This is a genomic window from Frateuria terrea, assembly GCF_900115705.1.
Lineage (GTDB): Bacteria > Pseudomonadota > Gammaproteobacteria > Xanthomonadales > Rhodanobacteraceae > Frateuria_A > Frateuria_A terrea.
On record NZ_FOXL01000003.1, the window covers coordinates 55,373 to 74,735 of the forward strand.

Annotated in this window: 19 protein-coding genes and 1 other RNA gene; 15 read left to right on the forward strand and 5 right to left on the reverse strand. The window is 69.3% G+C overall.

Annotated features, from left to right (window positions below; all coding sequences use genetic code 11):
- Positions 1 to 58 precede the first annotated feature (58 nt).
- The 8 genes from rph to pepQ all read left to right on the forward strand — a co-directional run bounded on the left by rph (position 59) and on the right by pepQ (position 9,230).
- Positions 59 to 787 carry a ribonuclease PH gene (rph, locus tag BMZ38_RS04095; RefSeq protein ID WP_091334532.1) on the forward strand — a complete coding sequence of 243 codons (729 nt, stop codon included), beginning with the start codon at positions 59 to 61 and terminating at the stop codon, positions 785 to 787.
- A 3-nt stretch (positions 788 to 790) separates the two neighbouring features.
- Positions 791 to 1,387: an RdgB/HAM1 family non-canonical purine NTP pyrophosphatase gene (gene rdgB, locus BMZ38_RS04100; RefSeq protein WP_091334535.1), complete on the forward strand. Its 597-nt coding sequence runs from the start codon at positions 791 to 793 to the stop codon at positions 1,385 to 1,387.
- Positions 1,388 to 1,389: 2 nt separating this feature from the next.
- A complete protein-coding gene (gene hemW, locus BMZ38_RS04105) occupies positions 1,390 to 2,556 on the forward strand; it encodes a radical SAM family heme chaperone HemW (protein ID WP_091334538.1) in 1,167 nt (388 codons plus the stop codon).
- 82 nt (positions 2,557 to 2,638) lie between these two features.
- Positions 2,639 to 4,909, forward strand: coding sequence for a DUF1631 family protein (locus BMZ38_RS04110; RefSeq protein WP_091334540.1), 2,271 nt, complete (start codon positions 2,639 to 2,641; stop codon positions 4,907 to 4,909).
- Positions 4,906 to 5,247 carry a hypothetical protein gene (locus tag BMZ38_RS04115; protein WP_091334543.1) on the forward strand — a complete coding sequence of 114 codons (342 nt, stop codon included), beginning with the start codon at positions 4,906 to 4,908 and terminating at the stop codon, positions 5,245 to 5,247. Before BMZ38_RS04110 ends, BMZ38_RS04115 begins: the two co-directional genes overlap by 4 nt.
- 69 nt (positions 5,248 to 5,316) lie before the next feature.
- Positions 5,317 to 7,458, forward strand: coding sequence for a DUF1631 family protein (locus tag BMZ38_RS04120; protein ID WP_091334546.1), 2,142 nt, complete (start codon positions 5,317 to 5,319; stop codon positions 7,456 to 7,458).
- Positions 7,455 to 7,802 (forward strand): PilZ domain-containing protein, encoded by a 348-nt coding sequence (locus BMZ38_RS04125; protein WP_091334548.1) that lies wholly within the window; start codon positions 7,455 to 7,457, stop codon positions 7,800 to 7,802. Before BMZ38_RS04120 ends, BMZ38_RS04125 begins: the two co-directional genes overlap by 4 nt.
- A 105-nt stretch (positions 7,803 to 7,907) precedes the next feature.
- Positions 7,908 to 9,230 (forward strand): Xaa-Pro dipeptidase, encoded by a 1,323-nt coding sequence (gene pepQ, locus BMZ38_RS04130; RefSeq protein ID WP_091334551.1) that lies wholly within the window; start codon positions 7,908 to 7,910, stop codon positions 9,228 to 9,230.
- A 36-nt stretch (positions 9,231 to 9,266) separates the two neighbouring features.
- On the opposite strand, the gene cydB is transcribed toward pepQ, so the two are convergent.
- From cydB to BMZ38_RS04150, 4 genes are all read right to left on the reverse strand, one after another.
- Complete coding sequence (gene cydB / locus BMZ38_RS04135) at positions 9,267 to 10,277, reverse strand: cytochrome d ubiquinol oxidase subunit II (protein ID WP_091334554.1); 1,011 nt, start codon at positions 10,275 to 10,277, stop codon at positions 9,267 to 9,269.
- A 2-nt stretch (positions 10,278 to 10,279) separates the two neighbouring features.
- The gene (locus BMZ38_RS04140; RefSeq protein WP_091334556.1) at positions 10,280 to 11,683 is read right to left on the reverse strand and encodes a cytochrome ubiquinol oxidase subunit I; all 1,404 of its coding nucleotides are present in this window, start codon (positions 11,681 to 11,683) and stop codon (positions 10,280 to 10,282) included.
- Positions 11,684 to 12,030: 347 nt separating this feature from the next.
- On the reverse strand, positions 12,031 to 13,341 hold the full coding sequence (locus BMZ38_RS04145; RefSeq protein ID WP_175483672.1) for an aminopeptidase P N-terminal domain-containing protein: 1,311 nt from the start codon (positions 13,339 to 13,341) through the stop codon (positions 12,031 to 12,033).
- A complete protein-coding gene (locus tag BMZ38_RS04150) occupies positions 13,338 to 13,904 on the reverse strand; it encodes a UPF0149 family protein (protein WP_091334558.1) in 567 nt (188 codons plus the stop codon). The genes BMZ38_RS04145 and BMZ38_RS04150 overlap by 4 nt, the downstream gene beginning before the upstream one ends.
- Positions 13,905 to 14,018: 114 nt before the next feature.
- Between BMZ38_RS04150 and BMZ38_RS04155 the strand changes: the two genes are divergently transcribed.
- The 6 genes from BMZ38_RS04155 (at position 14,019) to rpiA (ending at position 16,604) form a co-directional block, all read left to right on the forward strand.
- The gene (locus tag BMZ38_RS04155; RefSeq protein ID WP_091334560.1) at positions 14,019 to 14,243 is read left to right on the forward strand and encodes a TIGR02449 family protein; all 225 of its coding nucleotides are present in this window, start codon (positions 14,019 to 14,021) and stop codon (positions 14,241 to 14,243) included.
- A complete protein-coding gene (locus BMZ38_RS04160) occupies positions 14,243 to 14,560 on the forward strand; it encodes a cell division protein ZapA (RefSeq protein ID WP_091334562.1) in 318 nt (105 codons plus the stop codon). The genes BMZ38_RS04155 and BMZ38_RS04160 overlap by 1 nt, the downstream gene beginning before the upstream one ends.
- 7 nt (positions 14,561 to 14,567) lie before the next feature.
- Positions 14,568 to 14,753, forward strand: a non-coding RNA gene (gene ssrS, locus BMZ38_RS04165) — 6S RNA.
- 88 nt (positions 14,754 to 14,841) lie between these two features.
- Entirely contained in the window at positions 14,842 to 15,447 is a 606-nt protein-coding gene (locus tag BMZ38_RS04170) for a 5-formyltetrahydrofolate cyclo-ligase (RefSeq protein ID WP_091335608.1), read from the forward strand.
- Positions 15,444 to 15,911, forward strand: coding sequence for an EVE domain-containing protein (locus BMZ38_RS04175; protein ID WP_091334564.1), 468 nt, complete (start codon positions 15,444 to 15,446; stop codon positions 15,909 to 15,911). The genes BMZ38_RS04170 and BMZ38_RS04175 overlap by 4 nt, the downstream gene beginning before the upstream one ends.
- 54 nt (positions 15,912 to 15,965) lie before the next feature.
- Complete coding sequence (rpiA, locus tag BMZ38_RS04180) at positions 15,966 to 16,604, forward strand: ribose-5-phosphate isomerase RpiA (protein ID WP_091334566.1); 639 nt, start codon at positions 15,966 to 15,968, stop codon at positions 16,602 to 16,604.
- A 41-nt stretch (positions 16,605 to 16,645) separates the two neighbouring features.
- Here rpiA and BMZ38_RS04185 read toward each other — a convergent pair whose 3' ends face one another.
- A complete protein-coding gene (locus BMZ38_RS04185; protein WP_091334569.1) occupies positions 16,646 to 18,532 on the reverse strand; it encodes a chloride channel protein in 1,887 nt (628 codons plus the stop codon).
- Positions 18,533 to 18,825: 293 nt separating this feature from the next.
- Here BMZ38_RS04185 and BMZ38_RS04190 point away from each other — a divergent pair, with 293 nt between their 5' ends.
- Positions 18,826 to 19,314: a hypothetical protein gene (locus tag BMZ38_RS04190; protein ID WP_091461977.1), complete on the forward strand. Its 489-nt coding sequence runs from the start codon at positions 18,826 to 18,828 to the stop codon at positions 19,312 to 19,314.
- Positions 19,315 to 19,363: the final 49 nt, after the last annotated feature.

A 19,363-nucleotide genomic window follows, 5' to 3' on the forward strand; every position in this document is an offset into this window, starting at 1 on the left:
GGTGGGGAAGCCGCAATGGTAAACTCTCGCATCCCGCCTTGCCCAACCAGGCCCTCGCATGACCATGACCCGCCCGAGCGGCCGCGCCAGCGACCAGCTGCGTCCGGTGACGCTGCAACGTCAGTACACCCGCCACGCCGAGGGCTCGGTGCTGGTGAGCTTCGGCGACACCCGCGTGCTGTGCACCGCGAGCATCGAGGACCGCGTGCCGCCGTGGCTGCGCGGCAAGGGCGAGGGCTGGATCACCGCCGAGTACGGCATGCTGCCGCGCGCTACCGGCACGCGCACCCAGCGTGAGGCTGCCCGCGGTTCGCAGGGCGGCCGCACGCTGGAGATCCAGCGGCTGATCGGCCGCTCGCTGCGTGCCTGCATCAACCGCCAGGCGCTGGGCGAGCGCGTCATCACGCTGGACTGCGACGTCATCCAGGCCGACGGCGGCACGCGCACCGCGGCGATCACCGGTGCGTACGTGGCGTTGGTCGATGCGGTCAATTTCCTGATGAAGCGTGAGAACCTCAAGCGCAATCCGGTCGTCGGCGCGGTCGCCGCGGTGTCCGTCGGCATCTACCAGGGCGTGCCGGTGCTGGACCTGGACTATGCCGAGGATTCGGCCTGCGACACCGACATGAACGTGGTGATGAACGATGGCGGCGGCTTCATCGAAGTGCAGGGCACCGCCGAGGGCCACGCATTCCGGCGCGAGGAGATGGACGCCATGCTGCGCCTTGCCGAGAAAGGCATCGCCGAGCTGGTCACCGCCCAGTGTGCAGCGCTGGCGGAGGGCTGACCGGTGCGGCGCCTGGTATTGGCCAGTGGCAACCGCGGCAAGCTCGCCGAGTTCGACGAACTGCTCGCCGACAGCGGCTTCGAGGTGGTGACCCAGGGCAGCCTGGGCGTGCTCGACATCGAGGAGACCGGCACCACCTTTATCGAGAACGCGCTGCTGAAGGCACGCCACGCCGCACGCATCACGCGGCTGCCGGCGCTGGCCGACGATTCGGGCCTGTGCGTGGAACACCTGGACGGAGCGCCGGGCCTGTACTCGGCGCGTTACGCCGGCACACACGGCGACGCGGCCGCCAACCGGGCAAAGCTGCTGCACGCGCTGGAGGGCGTGCCGGCCGAGCGGCGCGGCGCCTTCTTCATCTGCGTGCTGGTGCTGCTGCGCCACGCCGACGACCCCGCCCCGCTGATCGCCGAAGGCCGCTGGCACGGTCGCGTGCTGGACGCCGAACGGGGGGACCGCGGCTTCGGCTACGATCCGCTGTTCCTGCCGGACGGCCAGTCGGTGTCCGCGGCCGAGCTCGATCCGGCACTGAAGAACCGCCTGAGCCATCGCGGCCAGGCGCTGGCCAGGCTGCACGCCCAGCTGGCCACGCAGGCATAGCCATGCCGCTCCTCGCGCCGCCGCTGGCGCTGTACGTGCACATGCCCTGGTGCGTGAAGAAGTGCCCGTACTGCGACTTCAACTCCCACGGCGTGCGGGGCGGGTCACCTCCCTATGGGACTTACGTCGACACCCTGCTGGCTGACCTCGATGCCGACCTGGCCGAGTTCGGTGCCGCCGCGCATGGGCGGCCGATCGTCAGCGTGTTCTTCGGCGGCGGCACGCCCAGCCTGTTCGCGCCCGAGCACATCGCGCGCTTCCTGGAGCGCGCGCGCGTGCGGCTGCCTTTCACGGGCGATTGCGAGGTCACGCTGGAAACCAATCCGGGCACGGTCGAGCACGGCCGCTTCGATGGCTACCTCGCGGCAGGCGTCAACCGGCTGTCTTTCGGCATCCAGAGCTTCGATGACGACAAGCTCAGGCGCCTGGGCCGCATCCACTCGGCGGCCGAGGCCGAGGCGGCGGTGAAGTCGGCGCAGGATGCCGGCTACGCCAATCTCAACCTCGACTTGATGTACGCGTTGCCGCAACAGTCGCTGGACGGCGCGCTGGCGGACGTCGAACGCGCCATCGCCCTGGCACCGACGCACATCTCGCACTACCAGCTGACGCTCGAGCCCAACACCGCCTTCGCCGCCAACCCGCCGCCGTTGCCCGACGACGACCACGCCTGGGCCATGCAGGAGGCCTGCGAGGCGCGCCTGGCCGACGCCGGCTACGGCCAGTACGAGATATCCGCCTACGCCCGCCCGGGGCGGCGCTGCCGCCACAACCTCAATTACTGGGAATTCGGCGACTACCTGGGCATCGGCGCCGGCGCCCATGGCAAGCTGACCGACACCATTGCCGGCCGCGTGCGTCGACGCTGGAAAAGCCGCCACCCACGCACCTACCTGGAAGCCGCCGGCGGCCCCGCGCGCATCGGCGGCGACGGCCCGGTCGACCCGGCCGAGCTGCCGTTCGAGTACATGCTCAATGCCTTGCGCCTGCACGAGGGGGTGTCGTTGCAGGCCTTCGCCGAGCGGACCGGCCTGCCGCTGGACCGCATTGCCCCCGCCCTGGCCCAGGCCCGGGCGCGCGGCTGGCTTCAGGACGAACCGCACCGGCTGCAGCCGTCGTTGCTGGGCCAGCGCTTCCTCAACGACTTGATCGGGCTGTTCCTGGACTAGCCGACATGCCCTGACTCGGCCTATGGCAGACCGGACGGCAGGCGCATACACTACGAAACGTCAAGAATCCGAGAACTGCGTCATGGATGTCGAGCAAAGGCAGCACTTGGCCGCCACGCCCGGATCGGACGATCGGGCCGCCTTGCACCACCTGCCCATGCGCGTCCAGCGCCTGGTGGCGGACCTGCGCGGCCTGTGCGACGCGCGGCTGCAACCGGCGCTGCTGCAAGGGCTGGATGCATTGGATGACAACCTCTACCAGCAAGCCGAACGCTCGCGCAGCCACCTGGACCAACAACGCTGCTTCGACAGCCGCGCCATGGTCCGTTGCCACCGCGCCGCCTTCCTGCGGCTGGTGTCCGAACACGTCCACGCCAGCTTCGAGCGCCTGGGCCAGTCCAGCGAGGCGTCCGACCGCCTTGCCGTGACGCCGTCGCTTAGCCTGCTCGACCGGCACGAACACGAACTCAGCGCCGCGCTCGAGCAGCTCGCTTCACGTGGCGAGGCCCACACCGGCCCGGTGCTGGCCGAACTCTCCTATCGCATGGCGGTGCTGGTCGGTGCGCCGCCGCTGGAAGGCGACGCGATGCCGGCGTCGCCGCACAATCTGGCCATGGCGGTGCGCGAGGCGATGCCCGCGCTGGATCTGCCGCCGGAACACCAGCTGATGCTGGTGCAGGTGCTCGAGCGCAAGCTGGCGCCGGTGCTGCCGGCGCTGTACGAAGCGACCAACGCGCACCTGCTCGCCGACGGCATCCTCCCGCACCTGCGCGCGTTTGCCGGCGCGCGCCCGGCCAACGCGCCGCCAGCGCCACCTTCGATGAAGGCGCCCGCCCCGGCCTCCGAACCGACACAGGCCGCGCCGGCCGCCAGCCACGAACCCATCGCCGTGCTGGAAACCCTGCGCGACCTGCTGGCGCGCCAGCGCGCCGGCGAGGTCCACACCGCGAGCGGCCCCGCCGCCACCCCGGGCGAGCTGGAAGCCGCGCTGGGTGCCTTGCAGCGCCACCTGGCGCAGGTCACCGACCGCGCCAGTCGCGAACTGCGCAGCGCCCAGCGTCTGCGCGAGGAGCTGCTGGCCCACCTCAACGCCGGCAGGCCGGCGGGAGCCACCCGCACCGGCCTCAGCCCGGAGCAGGACGACACCGTGGAGCTGGTCGCCCGACTGTTCGAACAGCTCGGCCAGCAGCTTCACCAGGGGCCTGGCGCCACCGCACTGCTGGGCGACCTGCAGGTGCCGATCCTGCGCGTAGCGATGACCGACCGCAGCTTCTTCGAGCGTGCCGAGCACCCGGCCCGCCACCTGCTCGGCACCCTGGCCGAGGCCTCCCACGACTGGGGCGACGGCAAGGACATCGACCCCGACCTGGCCGCGCAGTTGAGCCGCCTGGTCGCCCGGGCGCAACGCGAGGAGCCCAGCGCCGGCCTCTACACCAGCCTGTTGGCCGACATCCGCCACCACCTGTCCCAGCTCAGCCGCAAGGCGCAGGTCACCGAACGCCGTCAGGTCGAGGCCATGCAAGGTCGCGAACGCCTGCACCAGGCGCGTCGGCGCGCGGCCGAGGTACTGGCGGCGCGCTTTGCCGAAAGCACTCCGCGCGGCCTGCTGCGCGCCCTGCTCGACCGTGCCTGGTCCGACGTGCTGGCGCTGGCGTTGCTGCGTCACGGCGAGCAAAGCGACGCGTTCGCCGAACGGTTGCGGATCACCGACCAGTTGCTCGGCCGGCTGCCGGTAGAGGATTCACTGGGCCTGCGCATGACGGTGGAGGACCACCTGCAGCAGATCGGCATGCAGGCGGAAGAGGCCGAGCAGGTCGCGCAACGACTGATCGGCAGTGACGCAGGCGCCGCGAAGCCGACCGAACCTGCCGCCGCTCCGGCAGCGGCCGCTGCGGCCGACATGCCGGCGCTGGCGGCCTACGCTGCGGCGGCCGAGCCGCCCAGCGCGACCGACCTGGCGTTGCGCCTGAAACAGCGCCAACGGCTGGGCGAGCAGCGCGGGCAGGAATCCCAGCCTACGATCGCGCCGGCACCCGAGCCGCCGCTGGGTCCGCAGGAGGCGCGCATCCACAACCGCCTGCGGCAGCTGCCCTTCGGCAGCTGGTTCGAGTTCATCGACCCGGAGACCGGCGCGGCCTCGCGACGCAAGCTGGCCTGGTTCTCGCCGCTGTCGGGCAACAGCCTGTTCGTCAATCGCCGCGGCCAGCGCGTGGTCGAGATGAACCTGCGCGAGCTGGCCGCGGCGATCGCCAGCGGCCGGGTCCGCGAACTGGTAGCGCCGCGCGACGGCCTGTTCGACCGCGCCTTGCGCGCCCTGACCGGTAGCCTGCAGCGCCCCACCGCGCGCGCATGACCGCGAAAGTCATTCCGCTCGAACAGCGTCGCGCACCGCGCAAGCGCGCGGCGGCCTCGCCGCTGGTTACCGATACCATCAGCGCCCGCCCACTGGGCCACTTGTGCAACCTGTCCGCCAGCGGCGTGCTGCTGATCGCCCCGGGTCGCCCACGCAGCGAGGCGGTGTTCCAGGTGCGCCTGCCGCTGGGCGAAAGCCCGGCGGCCGCGATCGAGCTGGGATTGCAGGAGCAGTGGCACCAGGCCGCCAATGCCGGCCAGGTGTGGGTCGGCTATCGCATCATTGCGATCGCGCCGCAGGACGCAGTGACCCTCGTGCAATGGCTGCAGCGCGCATGAATGAGTCGCCGTGACGCGCCTGCCTCATCGGCATAGACTCGCAGGCATCGTGGCACGGCAAGGCTTCCCATGGATGTCGAACAACCGGACCGGCATCGCCCGGGCGCAGGCGCCCCACCGGCGCACTGGCCGGCGAAGACGCGCCAGCTGATCGACGAAATCCGGCTGCTTTGCCGGGACTGGCTGTCCGAGCCGCTCAAGGTCTGCCTGGGCGACTTCGACCGCGCGCTGCACGAGCACGCGGCGGGCACCCGCAGCCACATCGAGCAGCAGCGCTACCAGGCCACACGCCAGCGTCTGGTGGCGGAACGGAGGGCTTTCGAGCAAGGCTTCATCGACTGCATCGACCGGGCGTTGCTGCAGTTGGGCGCGCAGCCGACCGCCGCCAAGGCACCCCCCGCACGCCTGACCCTGAGCCTGCTCGACCCGCTCGAGCATGAGATGACCGCCGCGCTTGACCAGCTGGTCGCCCGCAGCGCGGCACGCGGGGGGCCGCTGCTGGTGGAGCTGAGCTATCGGCTGGCGGTGCTCATCGGCTCGCCGCCGCTGGAAAGCGAGTCGATGCCGCTGGGACCGCAGGCGATGGCCAAGGCGTTCCGCGACTCCAGTGCCGCACTCGGCTTGCCGGCCGAGCATCACCTTCTGTTGCTGCAGGCCGTCGAAGGCCGGTTGATCCAGGGCCTGACCCCGTTGCACGAAGTGATCAACAACCACCTGGCGTCCGCTGGCATTCTCCCCCGGCTGCGGCCGTTCCCGCTGCCGCGCACGCCGCGGCCTCCGCGCCGCCCGCGCCCGTCGCCGGGGGCACCCGCCGCTCCGCCGGCGGCGGAGGTAGCAGCATCCTCTTCCCGCTCCGGTGGCCTGCGCGAATGGCTCGCCCGCCAGCGCGGCCCGCGGCCGGTATCCGGCCATGCACGCTTCGCCAGCACCGACGAATTGCAGGCTGCGCTGCTCACCCTGCACCACCAACGCGGTCACCATGCCGAGGCCGGCCTGCTGCGACAGCCCCAGCGGTTGCGCGAGGCCTTGATCGACCAGCTCAACGCGGGCCAGCCGATGGACGCCACGCCGATCCTGCCGGCCCCGGAAGGCGACGATGCATTGGAGCTGGGCACGCGGCTGTTCGACACCTTGCGCCGACAGTTGCCGCCCATGTCCTCCGCCCACGCATTGCTCGACCGCGTACAGCTGCCGATGCTCGCCGCGGCCGTGGCCGAGGGCGATTTCTTCGACCGTCCCGAACAGCCAGCCCGCCGGTTGCTCGAGCAATTGCTCGAGGCCGTCCGCGACTGGCTGGACGGCAGCGACAGCAGCCTGGTGCTGGAACCGCTGCTCGCCCGTCTCGACAGCGAACCACCGACAGCGGCGCTGTATGCCGCGTTGCGCGCCGACCTGGACGGTCAGCTGGAGCCACTGCAGCGCAAGGCGCAGGTCGCCGAGCGGCGCCACGTCGAGGCCATGCAGGGCCGCGAGCGGCTGGAGCAGGCGCGCCGCCGCGCCGCCGAGCTGCTCGCCGGCCTGCTTGCCAAGGCGCCGCCCCGCGCCGCGCTGCGGGCGCTGCTCGAACACGCCTGGTCGGACGTGCTCGCGCTGACCCTGCTGCGCCACGGCGAGCAGAGCGAAACCTTCGCGCGCCGCCTGGTGATCACCGACCAGTTGCTGGGCCGCCTGCCGCCGGGCAACCTGGAAACCCTGCAGGCCGAGGTGGTGGCGGGCGTGCAGCAGATCGGCATGCACGGCGAGGAGGCCGACCAGATCGCGCATCGGCTGATCGGCGCAGGCGCAATGCTGCAGGAAGCCGATGCGCCGGACCCGGCCAGCGGCCTGACCATGCGCCTGAAGCAGCGCCGCGGGCTGGACGAACCGGGCGCACCGTCGCCAGCCGCACCGGTGGTGCCTTCCGCCGAGGCCTTGCGACTGCACCAGCGCCTGAGCCAGCACGCGGGAGCCTGGTTCGAGTTCGCCGAGGCCGGCGGCGGCCGGGTCCGCCGCAAGCTGGCCTGGTACTCGCCCCGCGGTGCGCGCGGCCTGTTCGTGACGCGCCAGGGCCAGCGCGCCGAGGAGATGACCCTGGCGGAACTGGCCGAGGCCATCGGCGCAGGTAAAGTCCGCGAGCTGCCGGCCGTTAACGAGAGTGACCTGGACCGTGCCGTGCGCTCGCTGGCCGACAGCCTGCGCCAGGCCAACCCGATGCCCGGAGCCCGTTCGTGACGCCCAATCCGCAGGAAAGCCGCCGCGCTCACCGCAAGCCGGTCAACATCGCCGCCGAAGTGGTGGACGCGATCAGTGGCCGGCGCATGGGCCAGCTGGGCAACCTCTCGGCCAGCGGGATGCTGTTGATCGGCAGCGAGGCGCCGCGCAACGAGGCGATCTACCAGCTGCGCCTGCCGCTGCCCGGGCTGGGGGAGGCACCGCCGACGATTGAGGTCGGCGTGCAGGAGCAGTGGCACGAGGAAGCCGCCATGCCCGGCCAGTTCTGGGCCGGCTACCGGATCATCGCCATCGGCGAGGACGAGGCCGCACAACTCCAACGCTGGCTGGAAATGCCTGGCTGACCTGCCGAGTCCAGGCTTGCGGCTGGCCCTCGGCCCGCTGCCGCGCGATCATGGTCGACTCCCCGAAGGCAAGCCCCCGCGCCTGCCACCGATGAAGGACGCCACATGACCGAGAACTTCGCCCCGCTCTACACCCAGCACCTGGCCACCCTGCGCGAACGCGCCGACCAGGCGCTCGCCATCGGCGGCTTCGATCGTCTGCTGATCGCCGCGGGCACGCCGCTGAACAAGTTCCTCGACGACCAGGATTTCCCGTTCGTCTCCAACCCGCATTTCCGCCACTGGCTGCCGATGACCGACGCGCCGGGTAGCTGGATCGTGTACGCCCCGGGGGCGAAACCGAAGCTGGTGTTCGTGCAGCCGCGCGACTACTGGCACGTGGTGCCGGCCGCGCCCAGCGGCTACTGGGTGGAGCACTTCGACATCCAGGTGGTGCGCAGCAACGCCGACGCCATCGCCGCACTGCCCAAGGGCGGCGGCAATGCGGTGATCGGACCAGCCTGCCCGTCCATCGAGGGCGTAGAGGCAAACAACCCGCAGCCGGTGCTCGATTACCTGCACTGGCACCGCAGCTACAAGACGCCCTACGAGCTTGCGCTGATGCGCGAGGCCAACCGCATCGGCGCGCGCGCGCACCGCGCGGCCGAGGCGGCCTTCCGCAAGGGCCAGAGCGAGTTCGGCATCCACATGTGCTACCTCGCCGCCGCGCGCCAGATCGACGCGGAGCTGCCCTACGCCAGCATCGTCGGCCTCAATGAACACGGCGCGGTGCTGCACTACACCCACTTCGACCGCCGGCCGCCGGCCGTGCACCGCTCGCTCCTGATCGACGCGGGCGCCAGCTGCGCCGGCTACGCCAGCGACATCACCCGCACCTACGCCGCTGACGGCGCGGGCGAGTTCCAGGCACTGATCGGCAGCGTCGACGCCGCGCAGCGCGGCTTCGCGGCCAAGGTGCGCGCGGGCCAGAGCTACCCGGAACTGCACATCCACGCCCACCACGTGCTGGCCGGCGTGCTGCGCGAGCATGGCTTGATCCGCATCGATGCGGAAGAAGCGGTCGCCAGCGGCGTGACCTCCGCGTTCTTCCCGCACGGCCTGGGCCATCCGATCGGCATCGCGGTGCACGACGTGGCCGGCTTCCAGCAGAGCGAGCGAGGCGGCAGCATCCCGCGGCCGGAAGGCCATCCCTACCTGCGCATGACCCGCGTGCTAGAGCCGGGCATGGTGGTGACCATCGAGCCGGGCCTGTATTTCATCGACATGCTGCTGGATGAACTGCGCGCCAACCCTGTCGCCAGGAACGTCGACTGGGCACGCGTCGATGCCTTCCGCCCCTACGGCGGCATCCGCATCGAGGACGACGTGGTGTGCACCGACGGCGAACCGGAGAACCTCACCCGCGACGCCTTCGCCCAACTCGCCTGACCGGTCCGCTCCCCCGGCGCGCTGCCGGGGGAGGCCTCAGTGGTAGCCCTCGCCGGCCAGCACCTTACCGCGGAACACCCGGTACGAATACACGGTGTAGGCCAGCACCGCCGGGATCAGGAAGGCCGCCCCGACCAGCACGAAGCCCTGCGAGGACGGCGGCGAGGCGGCGTCCCAGATGGTCATGCTCGGCGGCACGATGTTCGGCCACATGCCCACTACCAGGCCGATGAAGCCCAGCGCGAAGAAGCACAGCGCCAGCACGAACGGCTGCACCTCGCGGTTAGCCAGCACCGCCCGCCACAGCAGGATGGCATTGAGCGCGGTCAGGATCGGCACCGGCGACAGCCACAGGATGTGCGCGCCGGTGAACCAGCGTTCCATCAGCTGCGAGTCCAGGAACGGCAGCCAGGCGCTGACCATCAGCATGAAGCCGATCACCGCCAGCATCAGCGGCCGGGTCAGGTCGAAGGCGATCCGCTGCAGTCGCCCCTCCGTCTTCAGGATCAGCCACGTCGCGCCAAGCAACGCATAGCCGAAAACCACCGCCACCGCGGTCATCACCGCGAACGGGCTGAACCAGCCAAATGCACCCTGCACGTACTTGCCGCCGGTCAGCGGCATACCCTCGACCAGCGCGCCCAGGATCAAACCCTGCGCGAAGGCGGTGAGCACCGAGCCCACGCTGAAGGCCACGCCCCACAGCCAGCGCGAGGTGTGCGCCTTGAAGCGGAACTCGAACGCCACGCCGCGGAAGATCAATGCGATCAGCATCACCAGGATCGGCAGGTACAGCGCCGATAGGACTGCCGCATAGGCCTTGGGGAAGGTCGCCAGCAGGCCCGCGCCGCCGAGCACCAGCCAGGTCTCGTTGCCGTCCCAGATCGGCGCGGCGGTGTTCATCATGTGGTCGCGCTGGTGCTCGTCGTCGGCGAACGGCAGCAGGATGCCCAACCCGAGTACGAAGCCATCCAGCAGCACGTACATGATCACCGCGAAGCCGATGATGAAGAACCACACCACCGGAAGGATGGTCGCCCAGTCCATCGTCAGTCTCCCATCGGGTCGTCGGGTGCCGACAGCGGACGCGCCGGCGTGCGGTGGTGGCTGCCATGCACCGGCGTGGCCGGTTGCCCGCGCTGCGGCGCCGGTACCGGGCCGTCGCGAAACAGCTTGAGCAGGTACCAGATGCCGGCGCCGAAGATGCCGATGTAGACCACCACGAACGTGATCAGCGAGGCGAGCACGCTACCCACTGGCAGCTTCGTCGCCGCCTGCGTGGTGCGCATCAGCCCCTGCACCACCCATGGCTGGCGGCCCACCTCGGCCACCCACCAGCCGGTCAGCAGCGCGATGAAGCCGGACGGGATCAGCGCCACCCAGGCCTTCAGGTACCAGCGCCCCGAGAACAGCGTGCCGCGCTTCCATCGCCACAGGCCCACCAGGGCCAGCGCCAGCATCAGCAGGCCGAGGCCGACCATGACGCGGAAGGAGAAGAACGGGATCTTCACCGGCGGTCGCTCGTCGCGCGGGAAGTCTTTCAGTCCCCTGACCTGGCCGTTCCAGGAATGGGTCAGGATCAGGCTGCCCAGGTGCGGCACCTCCACCGCGTAGCGGTTGGCCTCCGCCTCCTCGTCGGGCCACGCGAACAACGCCAGCGGCACGCTGCTTTCGGTGGTCCAGCGTGCCTCGATCGCAGCCAGCTTGGCCGGCTGGTATTCGCGCACCTTCAGCCCCGCCATGTCGCCAATCACGATCTGGACCGGGATCACGATGGCCAGGAATGCCAGTGCCAGCTTGAGCATTGTCCCGGCACGGTCGACGAATCGCCGCTCGAGCAAATAGACGGCCGACACGCCGCCGACCACCATCGCGGTGGAAATGAACGCGGCCAGCACCATGTGCGGCAGGCGCACCAGGAACGACGGGTTGAAGATGACCTGCCACCAGTCCGCCGGGTAGAACACGCCGTCGCGGATGGTGTAGCCCGCGGGCGTCTGCATCCAGCTGTTGGCCGACATGATCCAGAATGACGAGAGCAGCGTGCCCAGCGAAACCATGCAGGTGGCCAGGAAATGCATGCCGTCGCTGACTTTTTTCCAGCCAAACAGCATCACGCCCAGGAACGTGGCCTCGAGGAAGAACGCGGTCAGCACCTCGTAGTTGAGCAGCGGCCCGACCACGTTGCCGGCGACGATCGAGAAGCCGGCCCAGTTGGTACCGAACTGGAAGCTCATCACGATGCCCGACACCACGCCCATGCCGAAGGCGACAGCGAAGATCTTCAGCCAGAAGAAATACAGGTCGCGCCACAGGTCGGTGCGCTTGACCAGCCACACGCCCTCGATGAATGCCAGCCACGCCGCCGTGCCGATGGTGAAGGCGGGGAACAGGATGTGGAAGGACATCACCCACGCGAACTGCAGGCGCGAGAGGAACTCGGCAGTCGGCATGCTTCACTCCCGATGGAAGGGCGTCGGCGACTATAGGCGCCCGGGGCGTGACGGCCGCGGCATCGCGACAGGCCGCCGCGCGGCAAGGCGTCGCAGGCAGCCAGCACGGATTCGCTCGATAGCGGGCGCAGGAACGGGTTGAGGCTCGATCCCCTTCCCTCGGGAGAGGGGTTGCGGAGCGTTTCGGGCCCGCCGGCGCTCAGCCCCGCCCGTACCTTCACCCGCCAGTCGGCAGCCCCTTCCGAAGCAGAAGGATTCGGCCATGAAGCTCGAGCAAACGCTTCGCCTTCGCCCTGCGGGCTACGCTCGGCGCGCACGGGTTTTGCTGGAGGAGGGCTGCACCAGGCTCAGCGCCTGCTCAGCACCCGCAGCAACTCCTGCGGCTCTTTCGGCACCGCTGCGGTAAGCACCGTGTTGCCGTCCGCGCCGACCGCCACGTCGTCCTCGATGCGGATGCCGATGCCGCGCCAGCGCTCGGCGACGCCACGCACGTCGGGCGGTACGTAGATACCCGGTTCGACGGTCACCACCATGCCCGGCTCGAGCAGGCGCGCCTGGCCGTCGACCCGGTAGTCGCCCACGTCATGCACGTCCAGGCCGAGCCAGTGCCCGGTCTTGGAAGGAAAGAAGGCCTTGTACGCACCGCTTTCGATGGCCGCGTCGGCATGGCCCTTGAGTATCCCGAGCGCACACAGTCCCTCGGCGATCACCCGCACCGCCGCGTGGTGCGCGGCGTCGAACGGGCAGCCGGGCTGTACCTCGTCGATCGCCGCCTGCTGGGCGGCCAGCACCACCTCGTACAGCGCGCACTGCTCGCGCGTCCAGCGACCGTTGACCGGGAAGGTGCGGGTGATGTCGGAGGCGTAGCAGTCCACCTCGGCACCGGCGTCGATCAGGAGCAGGTCGCCGTCCTTGAGCGGCGCGCGGTTGGCCAGGTAGTGCATCGTGCAGGCGTTGACGCCACCGGCGACGATCGGCGGAAACGCCGGCACCGCGCCGCGGCTTCGCATCACCCGCAGCAGCTCTGCTTCGACCTCGTACTCCAGGCGGCCGGGCGAAGCCGCGGCCATCGCGGCGAGGTGCGCTTCGGCCGCGATGGAGGCCGCGTCGCGCATCAACTTGAGCTCGCCGCGCGACTTGTACAACCGCAGGTCGTGCAGCAGGTGGCCCAGCGCCACGAATTCCTTCGGCACGACGCCGCCACCACGCAGCTGGCGCAGGCGGCGCATCCAGCCGAGCAGGCGCGCGTCGAAGTCCGGTTCGCGGCCGAAATGGCAGTAGACCCGCGCGCGACCCTCGATCATCCCGGGCAGGATGTCGTCGATGTCCTCGATCGGAAAGGCGTCATCCACGCCATGGACGCGGACCGCGCGTTCGGTGCCGGCCACCTCGCCATGCCAGCGCTCGTGCGCCGGATCACGCTCGCGGCAGAACAGCACCGCCTCACCGTGCGCGCGCCCGGGCAGCAGCGCCAGCACCGCGTCGGCTTCGGGAAAGCCGGTGAGGTAGTGGAAGTCCGAATCCTGCCGGTACGGCCAGGCGGCATCGGCATTGCGCATGCGCTCGGGCGCGGCGGCGACCAGCAACGCCGCGTCGCCGCCGGCCATGCGCATCAGCTGGCGCCGGCGGCGCGCGAACTCGGCCGTTCCGATGCTCAATGCAGCGTATCGCCGGCCGGCCGTTGGGCGGTGTGGCACTCGGCGAACAGCAACATGGCGCCCATGCGCACGAATTCGTGCACTTCGATCAGCGCGTCCTCGTCCTCGCTTTCGTCGCCGAAATCAAAAGCCGAACCGGCGATGGTGGTCAGGTCGCGCAGGATCTCCTGCGCCTCGTCCGAAAGCTGCGCGTGCGCGCCGACGCCGGCCAGGCCGAAGCCGCCGAGGAAGCCACGACACCACTCCACCAGCGCATCGACGCGCTCGGCCAGAGGGCGGTCGTCGGCCGGCAGCAGTGGCTCGAAGCCCAGTTCGGGATCGGCCAGCTCGCCACGGGATTGCGTCGCCAGCCGTTCGAGCAGGGCCTGGTCGTGGGGGGCCGGCACCAACGCCTCGCCTCCCTCGAACTCCAGCGCCGCCAGCAGCGGCTGCTTGTCCAGCGAACCGCCACCGGCCAGGTAGCCGCACAGCGAACCGTGCAGTTCGCTGGCGTCGGCGCCAATGCGCAGGCGCACGAGGGCGGCGTCCAGCTCGTCGTAACCGAGGAAGTCGGTGGCGCTCATGGGAATGCTCCGGGATAGCGGCCACCAAGTCTAATCGCCGACGCCCACGCGTGGCGCCTGGGACAGCGCAATGCCGCACCCTTTTCCCGCGACAGGCTTGCTATATTTCACGCCATGAGCACGCCCGATCCCGTCCAGCAGGAATTGGCCACCCTGAACCAGCAGTTGGACCGGCTGCTGGAGCTCGTCCGTCGGCTGCAGGAGGAAAACCGCAGCCTGCGGCACAGCCAGGAACAGCTGGCCAACGAACGGGCGGGCCTGATGGCGCGCAACGACCAGGCGCGCACCCGGGTCGAGGCGATGATCCAACGGTTGAAAGCCCTCGAGAACAACGGCTGATGAGCAGCACGCCCTCTCCCGCCCCCGAGCCGGTCGCGCTGCGCCTGCTCGACCGCGAATTCCTGATCGCCTGCTCGCCGGACGAGCGCGAGGGCCTGCTTGCCGCGGCCACCTTTCTCGACCAGAAGATGCGCGAGCTGCGCGCCAACGCCAGGACCCCGGGTTTCGACCGCCTGGCGGTGTTGGCGGCGATCAGCATCACCCACGAATACCTCGCCCTGCGCAAGCAGCACGACGGGGCTGATCGCAGCGTGACTGATGGCCTCGCCGCCCTGCGCCGCAAGCTTGAAGCGGCGCTCGACGCGCAAGTAAGATAGACCCCGGCGTTTTCTGCGGTGTGCGCCAGCACACTCTTACATTTGCCTTGTTCCTACATACGACCCCGGGTCGGTTTCACATGGTTGTTGTGCATGTCCGCCGCGTGCGGAAAGCCTTTTAGGCCATGTAGCCCTCCCACCTGATCCAAAGGGATCAAGGTCGTTCGGTGGGCAGCGGCATCGCGGTTGACGCCACCTCTTCCCCGCCCCGGCCGACGTTGATGCAACGCCGGCCGGGAGCGCGAGCGGCGCGTCGCGCCGTCCACCAGGAGATGCGCATCGTGGACGCCACCGACCAACGCCGCGAACTGCGCCAGCACCTGTCCGCCCAGCGGCGCGCACTCACGCCGGCCCAGCGCATCACCGCCGCCCAGGGCCTGCGGCACAGCCTCGAACAGCTGCCCGAGTACCACACCGACGCGCGCGTGGCCGGTTACTGGGCATGCGACGGCGAACTGCCCCTCAACCTGGTGATCCCGCCGCTGGCCGCGCGTGGGCAACGCTTCCTGCTGCCCGTGCTGGACGATAGCCGTCAATTGCGTTTCGCACCCTGGGCCGCCGGTGAAGAGGTGCAGCCGAACCGTTATGGGATTCCGGAGCCGGTAGCGCCGCGCGAGTGGTTCGCGCCGTTCCAGCTCGACCTGGTGCTGGTGCCGTTGCTGGGCTTCGATCGCCATGGCCATCGGCTGGGCTACGGCGGCGGCTGGTACGACCGCAGCTTCGCCTTCCTCAAAGACCAGGCGCGTCCTACCGAACCCTTGCTGGTGGGGATCGCCTACGGCTTCCAGGAACTGCCGGTGATCAAGCCTGAACGCTGGGACGTACCGCTCGATTACGTCGCAACCGACCGCGAGCTGATCGACTGCCACCCGGAATCCAACCGATGAGCGAGCGCCCCTACACCCACTGGCTGATGAAGTCCGAGCCGGACACGTTCTCCATCGACGACCTGAAGCAGCGCAAGCACGAGCCGTGGGACGGCGTGCGCAATTACCAGGCGCGCAACTTCATGCGCGACGGCATGCGCAAGGGCGACAAGGTGTTCTTCTACCATTCCAACTGCGCCGAGCCGGGCATCGCCGGTATCGCGCAGGTGGCCAGCGAGGCTTATCCGGACCCCAGCCAGTTCGATCCGGAGAGCAAATATTTCGACCCGGCCAGTTCGCGCGACAACCCGCGCTGGATGCTGGTCGAGGTCAAGTACGTACGCAAGCTCAGGCGCGTCATCACGCTCGACGAGCTCAAGGGCCAGCCGGCGCTGGCCGAGATGGCATTGGTGCGCAAGGGCAATCGGCTGTCCGTGATGCCGGTCGGCGCGCAGGACTGGGAGTTCATCCTCGCGCTCGAATAGCTATCCGACGCCTGCCCAAGGCAGACGTGCACACATCGTCCAAGGAAACCTTCCATGACCAGCAATGAAAAGCGTCTCGCCGGCGAGGCCGCCGTCCGCTATGTCGAGGATGGCGCCATCGTCGGCGTCGGCACGGGCTCGACCGTGGCCTTTTTCATCGCGGCGCTGGCCGGCATCAAGCACCGCATCCACGGTGCCGTCTCCAGCTCCGAGCAGTCGACGGCGTTGCTCAGGCAGCATGGCATCGACGTGCTCGACCTCAACGCGACAGGGCCATTGTCGTTATACGTCGACGGCGCCGACGAATGCGACCCGCACAAGCGCCTGATCAAGGGCGGTGGTGCCGCGCTGACCCGCGAGAAAATCATCGCCGAGGCCAGCACGCGGTTCGTGTGCATCATCGATTCGGCCAAGCGCGTAGACCTGCTCGGCCGTTTTCCCCTGCCGATCGAGGTGATCCCGATGGCGCGCAGCCTGGTCGGCCGCGAGATCGTCAAGCGCGGCGGTCACCCGGTGTGGCGGGACGGCGTGGTCACCGACAACGGCAATTGGGTGATCGACGTGCACGGCTGGCAGATCACCGACCCGGTCACGCTCGAGTCCGAACTCAACCAGATCCCGGGCGTGGTCACCGTCGGCTTGTTCGCCCGACGGCCGGCCGACATCGTGCTGGTCGGCGACAAGGAGATGTAACTGCGTGGACGTCCTCCCCGCAGGGAGGACGTCCAGCGCCGCTAGGCCGTGCGCATGCCATTCCTGCCGAAGCGCAGGTGGCGGCTGGCCTGGCGGGCTTCCTGCAGGCGACGCTTGTGCGCGCTCAACAGGTCGCCGCGGGTGATGATGCCCACCATCCGGTGCGGCGCATCCTTGCTGACTACGATCAGCCGGCCAACCTGTTCGGCCACCATGTGATCGGCGGCCTCGCGCAGCGAGTGATCCTCCTTGACCATCATCGGCGGGCGCGTGACCAGGTCTGCCAGCGGCAGCGAGTAGGACCATTGCGGGTCGAGCAGGCTGCGCCGGGTCAGCACGCCCACCACCTGTTCATGCTCGTCCACCACCGGGAAGCCCTGGTGCTGGGCCTCGGGGGAACCCTCGCCCAGCCAATGGCGCACTTCGCCCAGGGTCTGCGTCGTGCGCAGTGTCACCACGCCGCGCGAGCAGGCGTCGCCCACCGCCACCTGGTCGAGGTAGTCGGCAGCGTATTCGGAGGGCACGCGCACGCCGCGGCGGGCGATCTTCTCGGTCATGATGGTGTTGCGCATCATCAGCGCCGAGATCAGGTAGGCCGCGGTGCAACCGCCCAGCAGCGGCAGCAGGCCGGCCGGCTGGCCGGTGGTTTCGAAGGCGAACACCACTGCCGTCAGCAGCGCGCGGGACGCCCCGGCGAAGATCGCCGCCATGCCCACCAACGCGGCGATACGCGGGTCGATGCCGAACTGGGGCAGCATCGCTGCCAGGCCGAGGCCGATCAACGCGCCCAGGGCGCCACCAATGGTGAACAATGGCGCCAGTGTGCCGCCGGAGGTGCCGCTGCCCAGCGAGATCGACCAGGAGATGAACTTCATCACGCAGAGGAAGAACAGCGTGTGCAGCGTGAACTGTCCGCTGACGATGCCTTCGATGTTGGTGTAACCCACGCCCAGCGTGAGCGGTGCAAAGTAGCCGACCACGCCCACCGCGAGGCCGCCGAGCGCCGGCCACCACATCCAGTGGATTGGCAGCTTCTCGAACGCATCCTCGATGCCGTAGACGATCCGCGTGACGCCCACGCTGATCAGGCCCAGCAACGCACCGACACCGACGTAGCAGGCCAGCGCGACGGCCCCGGGTTCGGCCAGGTGCGGCATGGCAAACACCGGCGCGGCGCCCTGGAAGGCATAACGCACGGAGGTGGCTGCCACGGTCGCCAACGCCACGGGAATGAGCGAGCGCGGACGCAGTTCGAACAACAGCAGCTCCACCGCCAGCACCACCGCCGCCACCGGCGAGGCGAACACCGCCGCCATGCCGGCTGCGGCGCCGGCGGCCAGCAGCACCTTGCGCTCGCCGCCGGTCACCCGCAGCAGCTGGCCGATGAACGACCCCAGCGCACCGCCGGTAGCGATGATCGGACCTTCGGCACCGAACGGGCCACCGGTGCCGATGGCGATCGCCGAGGACACGGGCTTGAGGAAGGTGATGCGCGGCGGGATTTTCGACTCGTTGAGCAGCACCTGTTCCATCGCCTCGGGAATGCCGTGCCCGCGGATCGCACGCGAGCCCCACCGGGCCATGGCTCCGACCAGCAACCCACCGATCACCGGCACCACGATCACCCAGGCGCCCAGATGGTGGCCGGCCGGCGAGGAAAACGCGGTCGACACGCGGCCATAGAAGGCCAGGTTGGTCACCAGGCCGATCAGGCCGGTCAGCAACTGCGCAATGATTGCCGCCGCGACGCCCAGAACGATCGACACTGCGGTAATGCGCAGCACGCGGCGGTCGACCAGGGTCGAACGCCTGGGCATGCGTGTCGCATCGAGGCTGACGCCCAGCGCGGGGGAGAGGGGCAAGGCATCCGTACTGCCTTCCAGGCGCACGGCCGGCGGAAAGGCCGGCTTGTCGATCGGGGGTGTCATGGATTTACCGCAAAGGAAAACGGGGATTTTACGCCCGCTCGCCGCGGAACCGAAGTGCGAACGGCTCACGGTTCGTCCAAGAGGCGCCCGCCCCGGGATTTTTCTGCCCGTACGGTAAGCACTTCCTGCTCCATGAGGCGGCCGGAATCCGGTTCGACAAGTACCCCGGAGCCTTAACCAGGCGCCTTAACAAGGTGCCCAGATTTGACCAGCACCTTCGCAAAAACATCACTTTTCCTGCTGGTAGAGTGCGATAGCTCAGTCAGTGAGCAGTCCAACAAGGGGACATGGCTATGATCAACCTCCTGCCGTGCCGCGCCCTTTGCGCCGGCCTGGTCGTCATGGGACTCTCGGGCGCCGCCATGGCAGCGACAACGCCCGGCACAGGTCTGGGTCAAGCCTGGCCCAACGCTCGCGACCTGAGTGCGAGCAGGCACTGGCACGTCTACATGTTCGGCAACGGCGGGGTGCAGTACGTGCAGGTAAACGACCTGTACGGGAACGTGCGCGTGGTCTTCGCGGACATTAACGGCCAATTCCTGGTACTGCCCATGGGGCGCGATGCCCGGCGCATTTCCACACCGCAGCAGAGCGCTTCGACCAGCGCCACGGCGGTACCGCTGACCCCCTACGCCGAAACGGTATTTCGCGACGGGACCCTGCAGCTGAACGCCGTGCCGATGAGTGACGGCACGACCATGTTCACCGCCGGCCCCGACACGACGACTGCTGCAACCACGCCCTGTGACGATCCGGAAGAATGCAGCAGCCATTCCCCGTAAGTCCGACGTCATGGACAGCAAAAAGCCGCCTTCCTCGGGCGGTTTTTTT

Coding starts and splice junctions, on each gene's coding strand:
- BMZ38_RS04175 (WP_091334564.1), top strand. CDS start 15,444: ATGAGCGAGCGCCCCTACACCCACTGGCTGATGAAGTCCGAGCCGGAC.
- BMZ38_RS04140 (WP_091334556.1), bottom strand. CDS start 11,683: ATGCCGACTGCCGAGTTCCTCTCGCGCCTGCAGTTCGCGTGGGTGATG.
- hemW (WP_091334538.1), top strand. CDS start 1,390: ATGCCGCTCCTCGCGCCGCCGCTGGCGCTGTACGTGCACATGCCCTGG.
- BMZ38_RS04185 (WP_091334569.1), bottom strand. CDS start 18,532: ATGACACCCCCGATCGACAAGCCGGCCTTTCCGCCGGCCGTGCGCCTG.
- BMZ38_RS04155 (WP_091334560.1), top strand. CDS start 14,019: ATGAGCACGCCCGATCCCGTCCAGCAGGAATTGGCCACCCTGAACCAG.
- rpiA (WP_091334566.1), top strand. CDS start 15,966: ATGACCAGCAATGAAAAGCGTCTCGCCGGCGAGGCCGCCGTCCGCTAT.
- BMZ38_RS04110 (WP_091334540.1), top strand. CDS start 2,639: ATGGATGTCGAGCAAAGGCAGCACTTGGCCGCCACGCCCGGATCGGAC.
- BMZ38_RS04115 (WP_091334543.1), top strand. CDS start 4,906: ATGACCGCGAAAGTCATTCCGCTCGAACAGCGTCGCGCACCGCGCAAG.
- BMZ38_RS04150 (WP_091334558.1), bottom strand. CDS start 13,904: ATGAGCGCCACCGACTTCCTCGGTTACGACGAGCTGGACGCCGCCCTC.
- pepQ (WP_091334551.1), top strand. CDS start 7,908: ATGACCGAGAACTTCGCCCCGCTCTACACCCAGCACCTGGCCACCCTG.
- BMZ38_RS04120 (WP_091334546.1), top strand. CDS start 5,317: ATGGATGTCGAACAACCGGACCGGCATCGCCCGGGCGCAGGCGCCCCA.
- BMZ38_RS04160 (WP_091334562.1), top strand. CDS start 14,243: ATGAGCAGCACGCCCTCTCCCGCCCCCGAGCCGGTCGCGCTGCGCCTG.
- cydB (WP_091334554.1), bottom strand. CDS start 10,277: ATGGACTGGGCGACCATCCTTCCGGTGGTGTGGTTCTTCATCATCGGC.
- rph (WP_091334532.1), top strand. CDS start 59: ATGACCATGACCCGCCCGAGCGGCCGCGCCAGCGACCAGCTGCGTCCG.
- BMZ38_RS04190 (WP_091461977.1), top strand. CDS start 18,826: ATGATCAACCTCCTGCCGTGCCGCGCCCTTTGCGCCGGCCTGGTCGTC.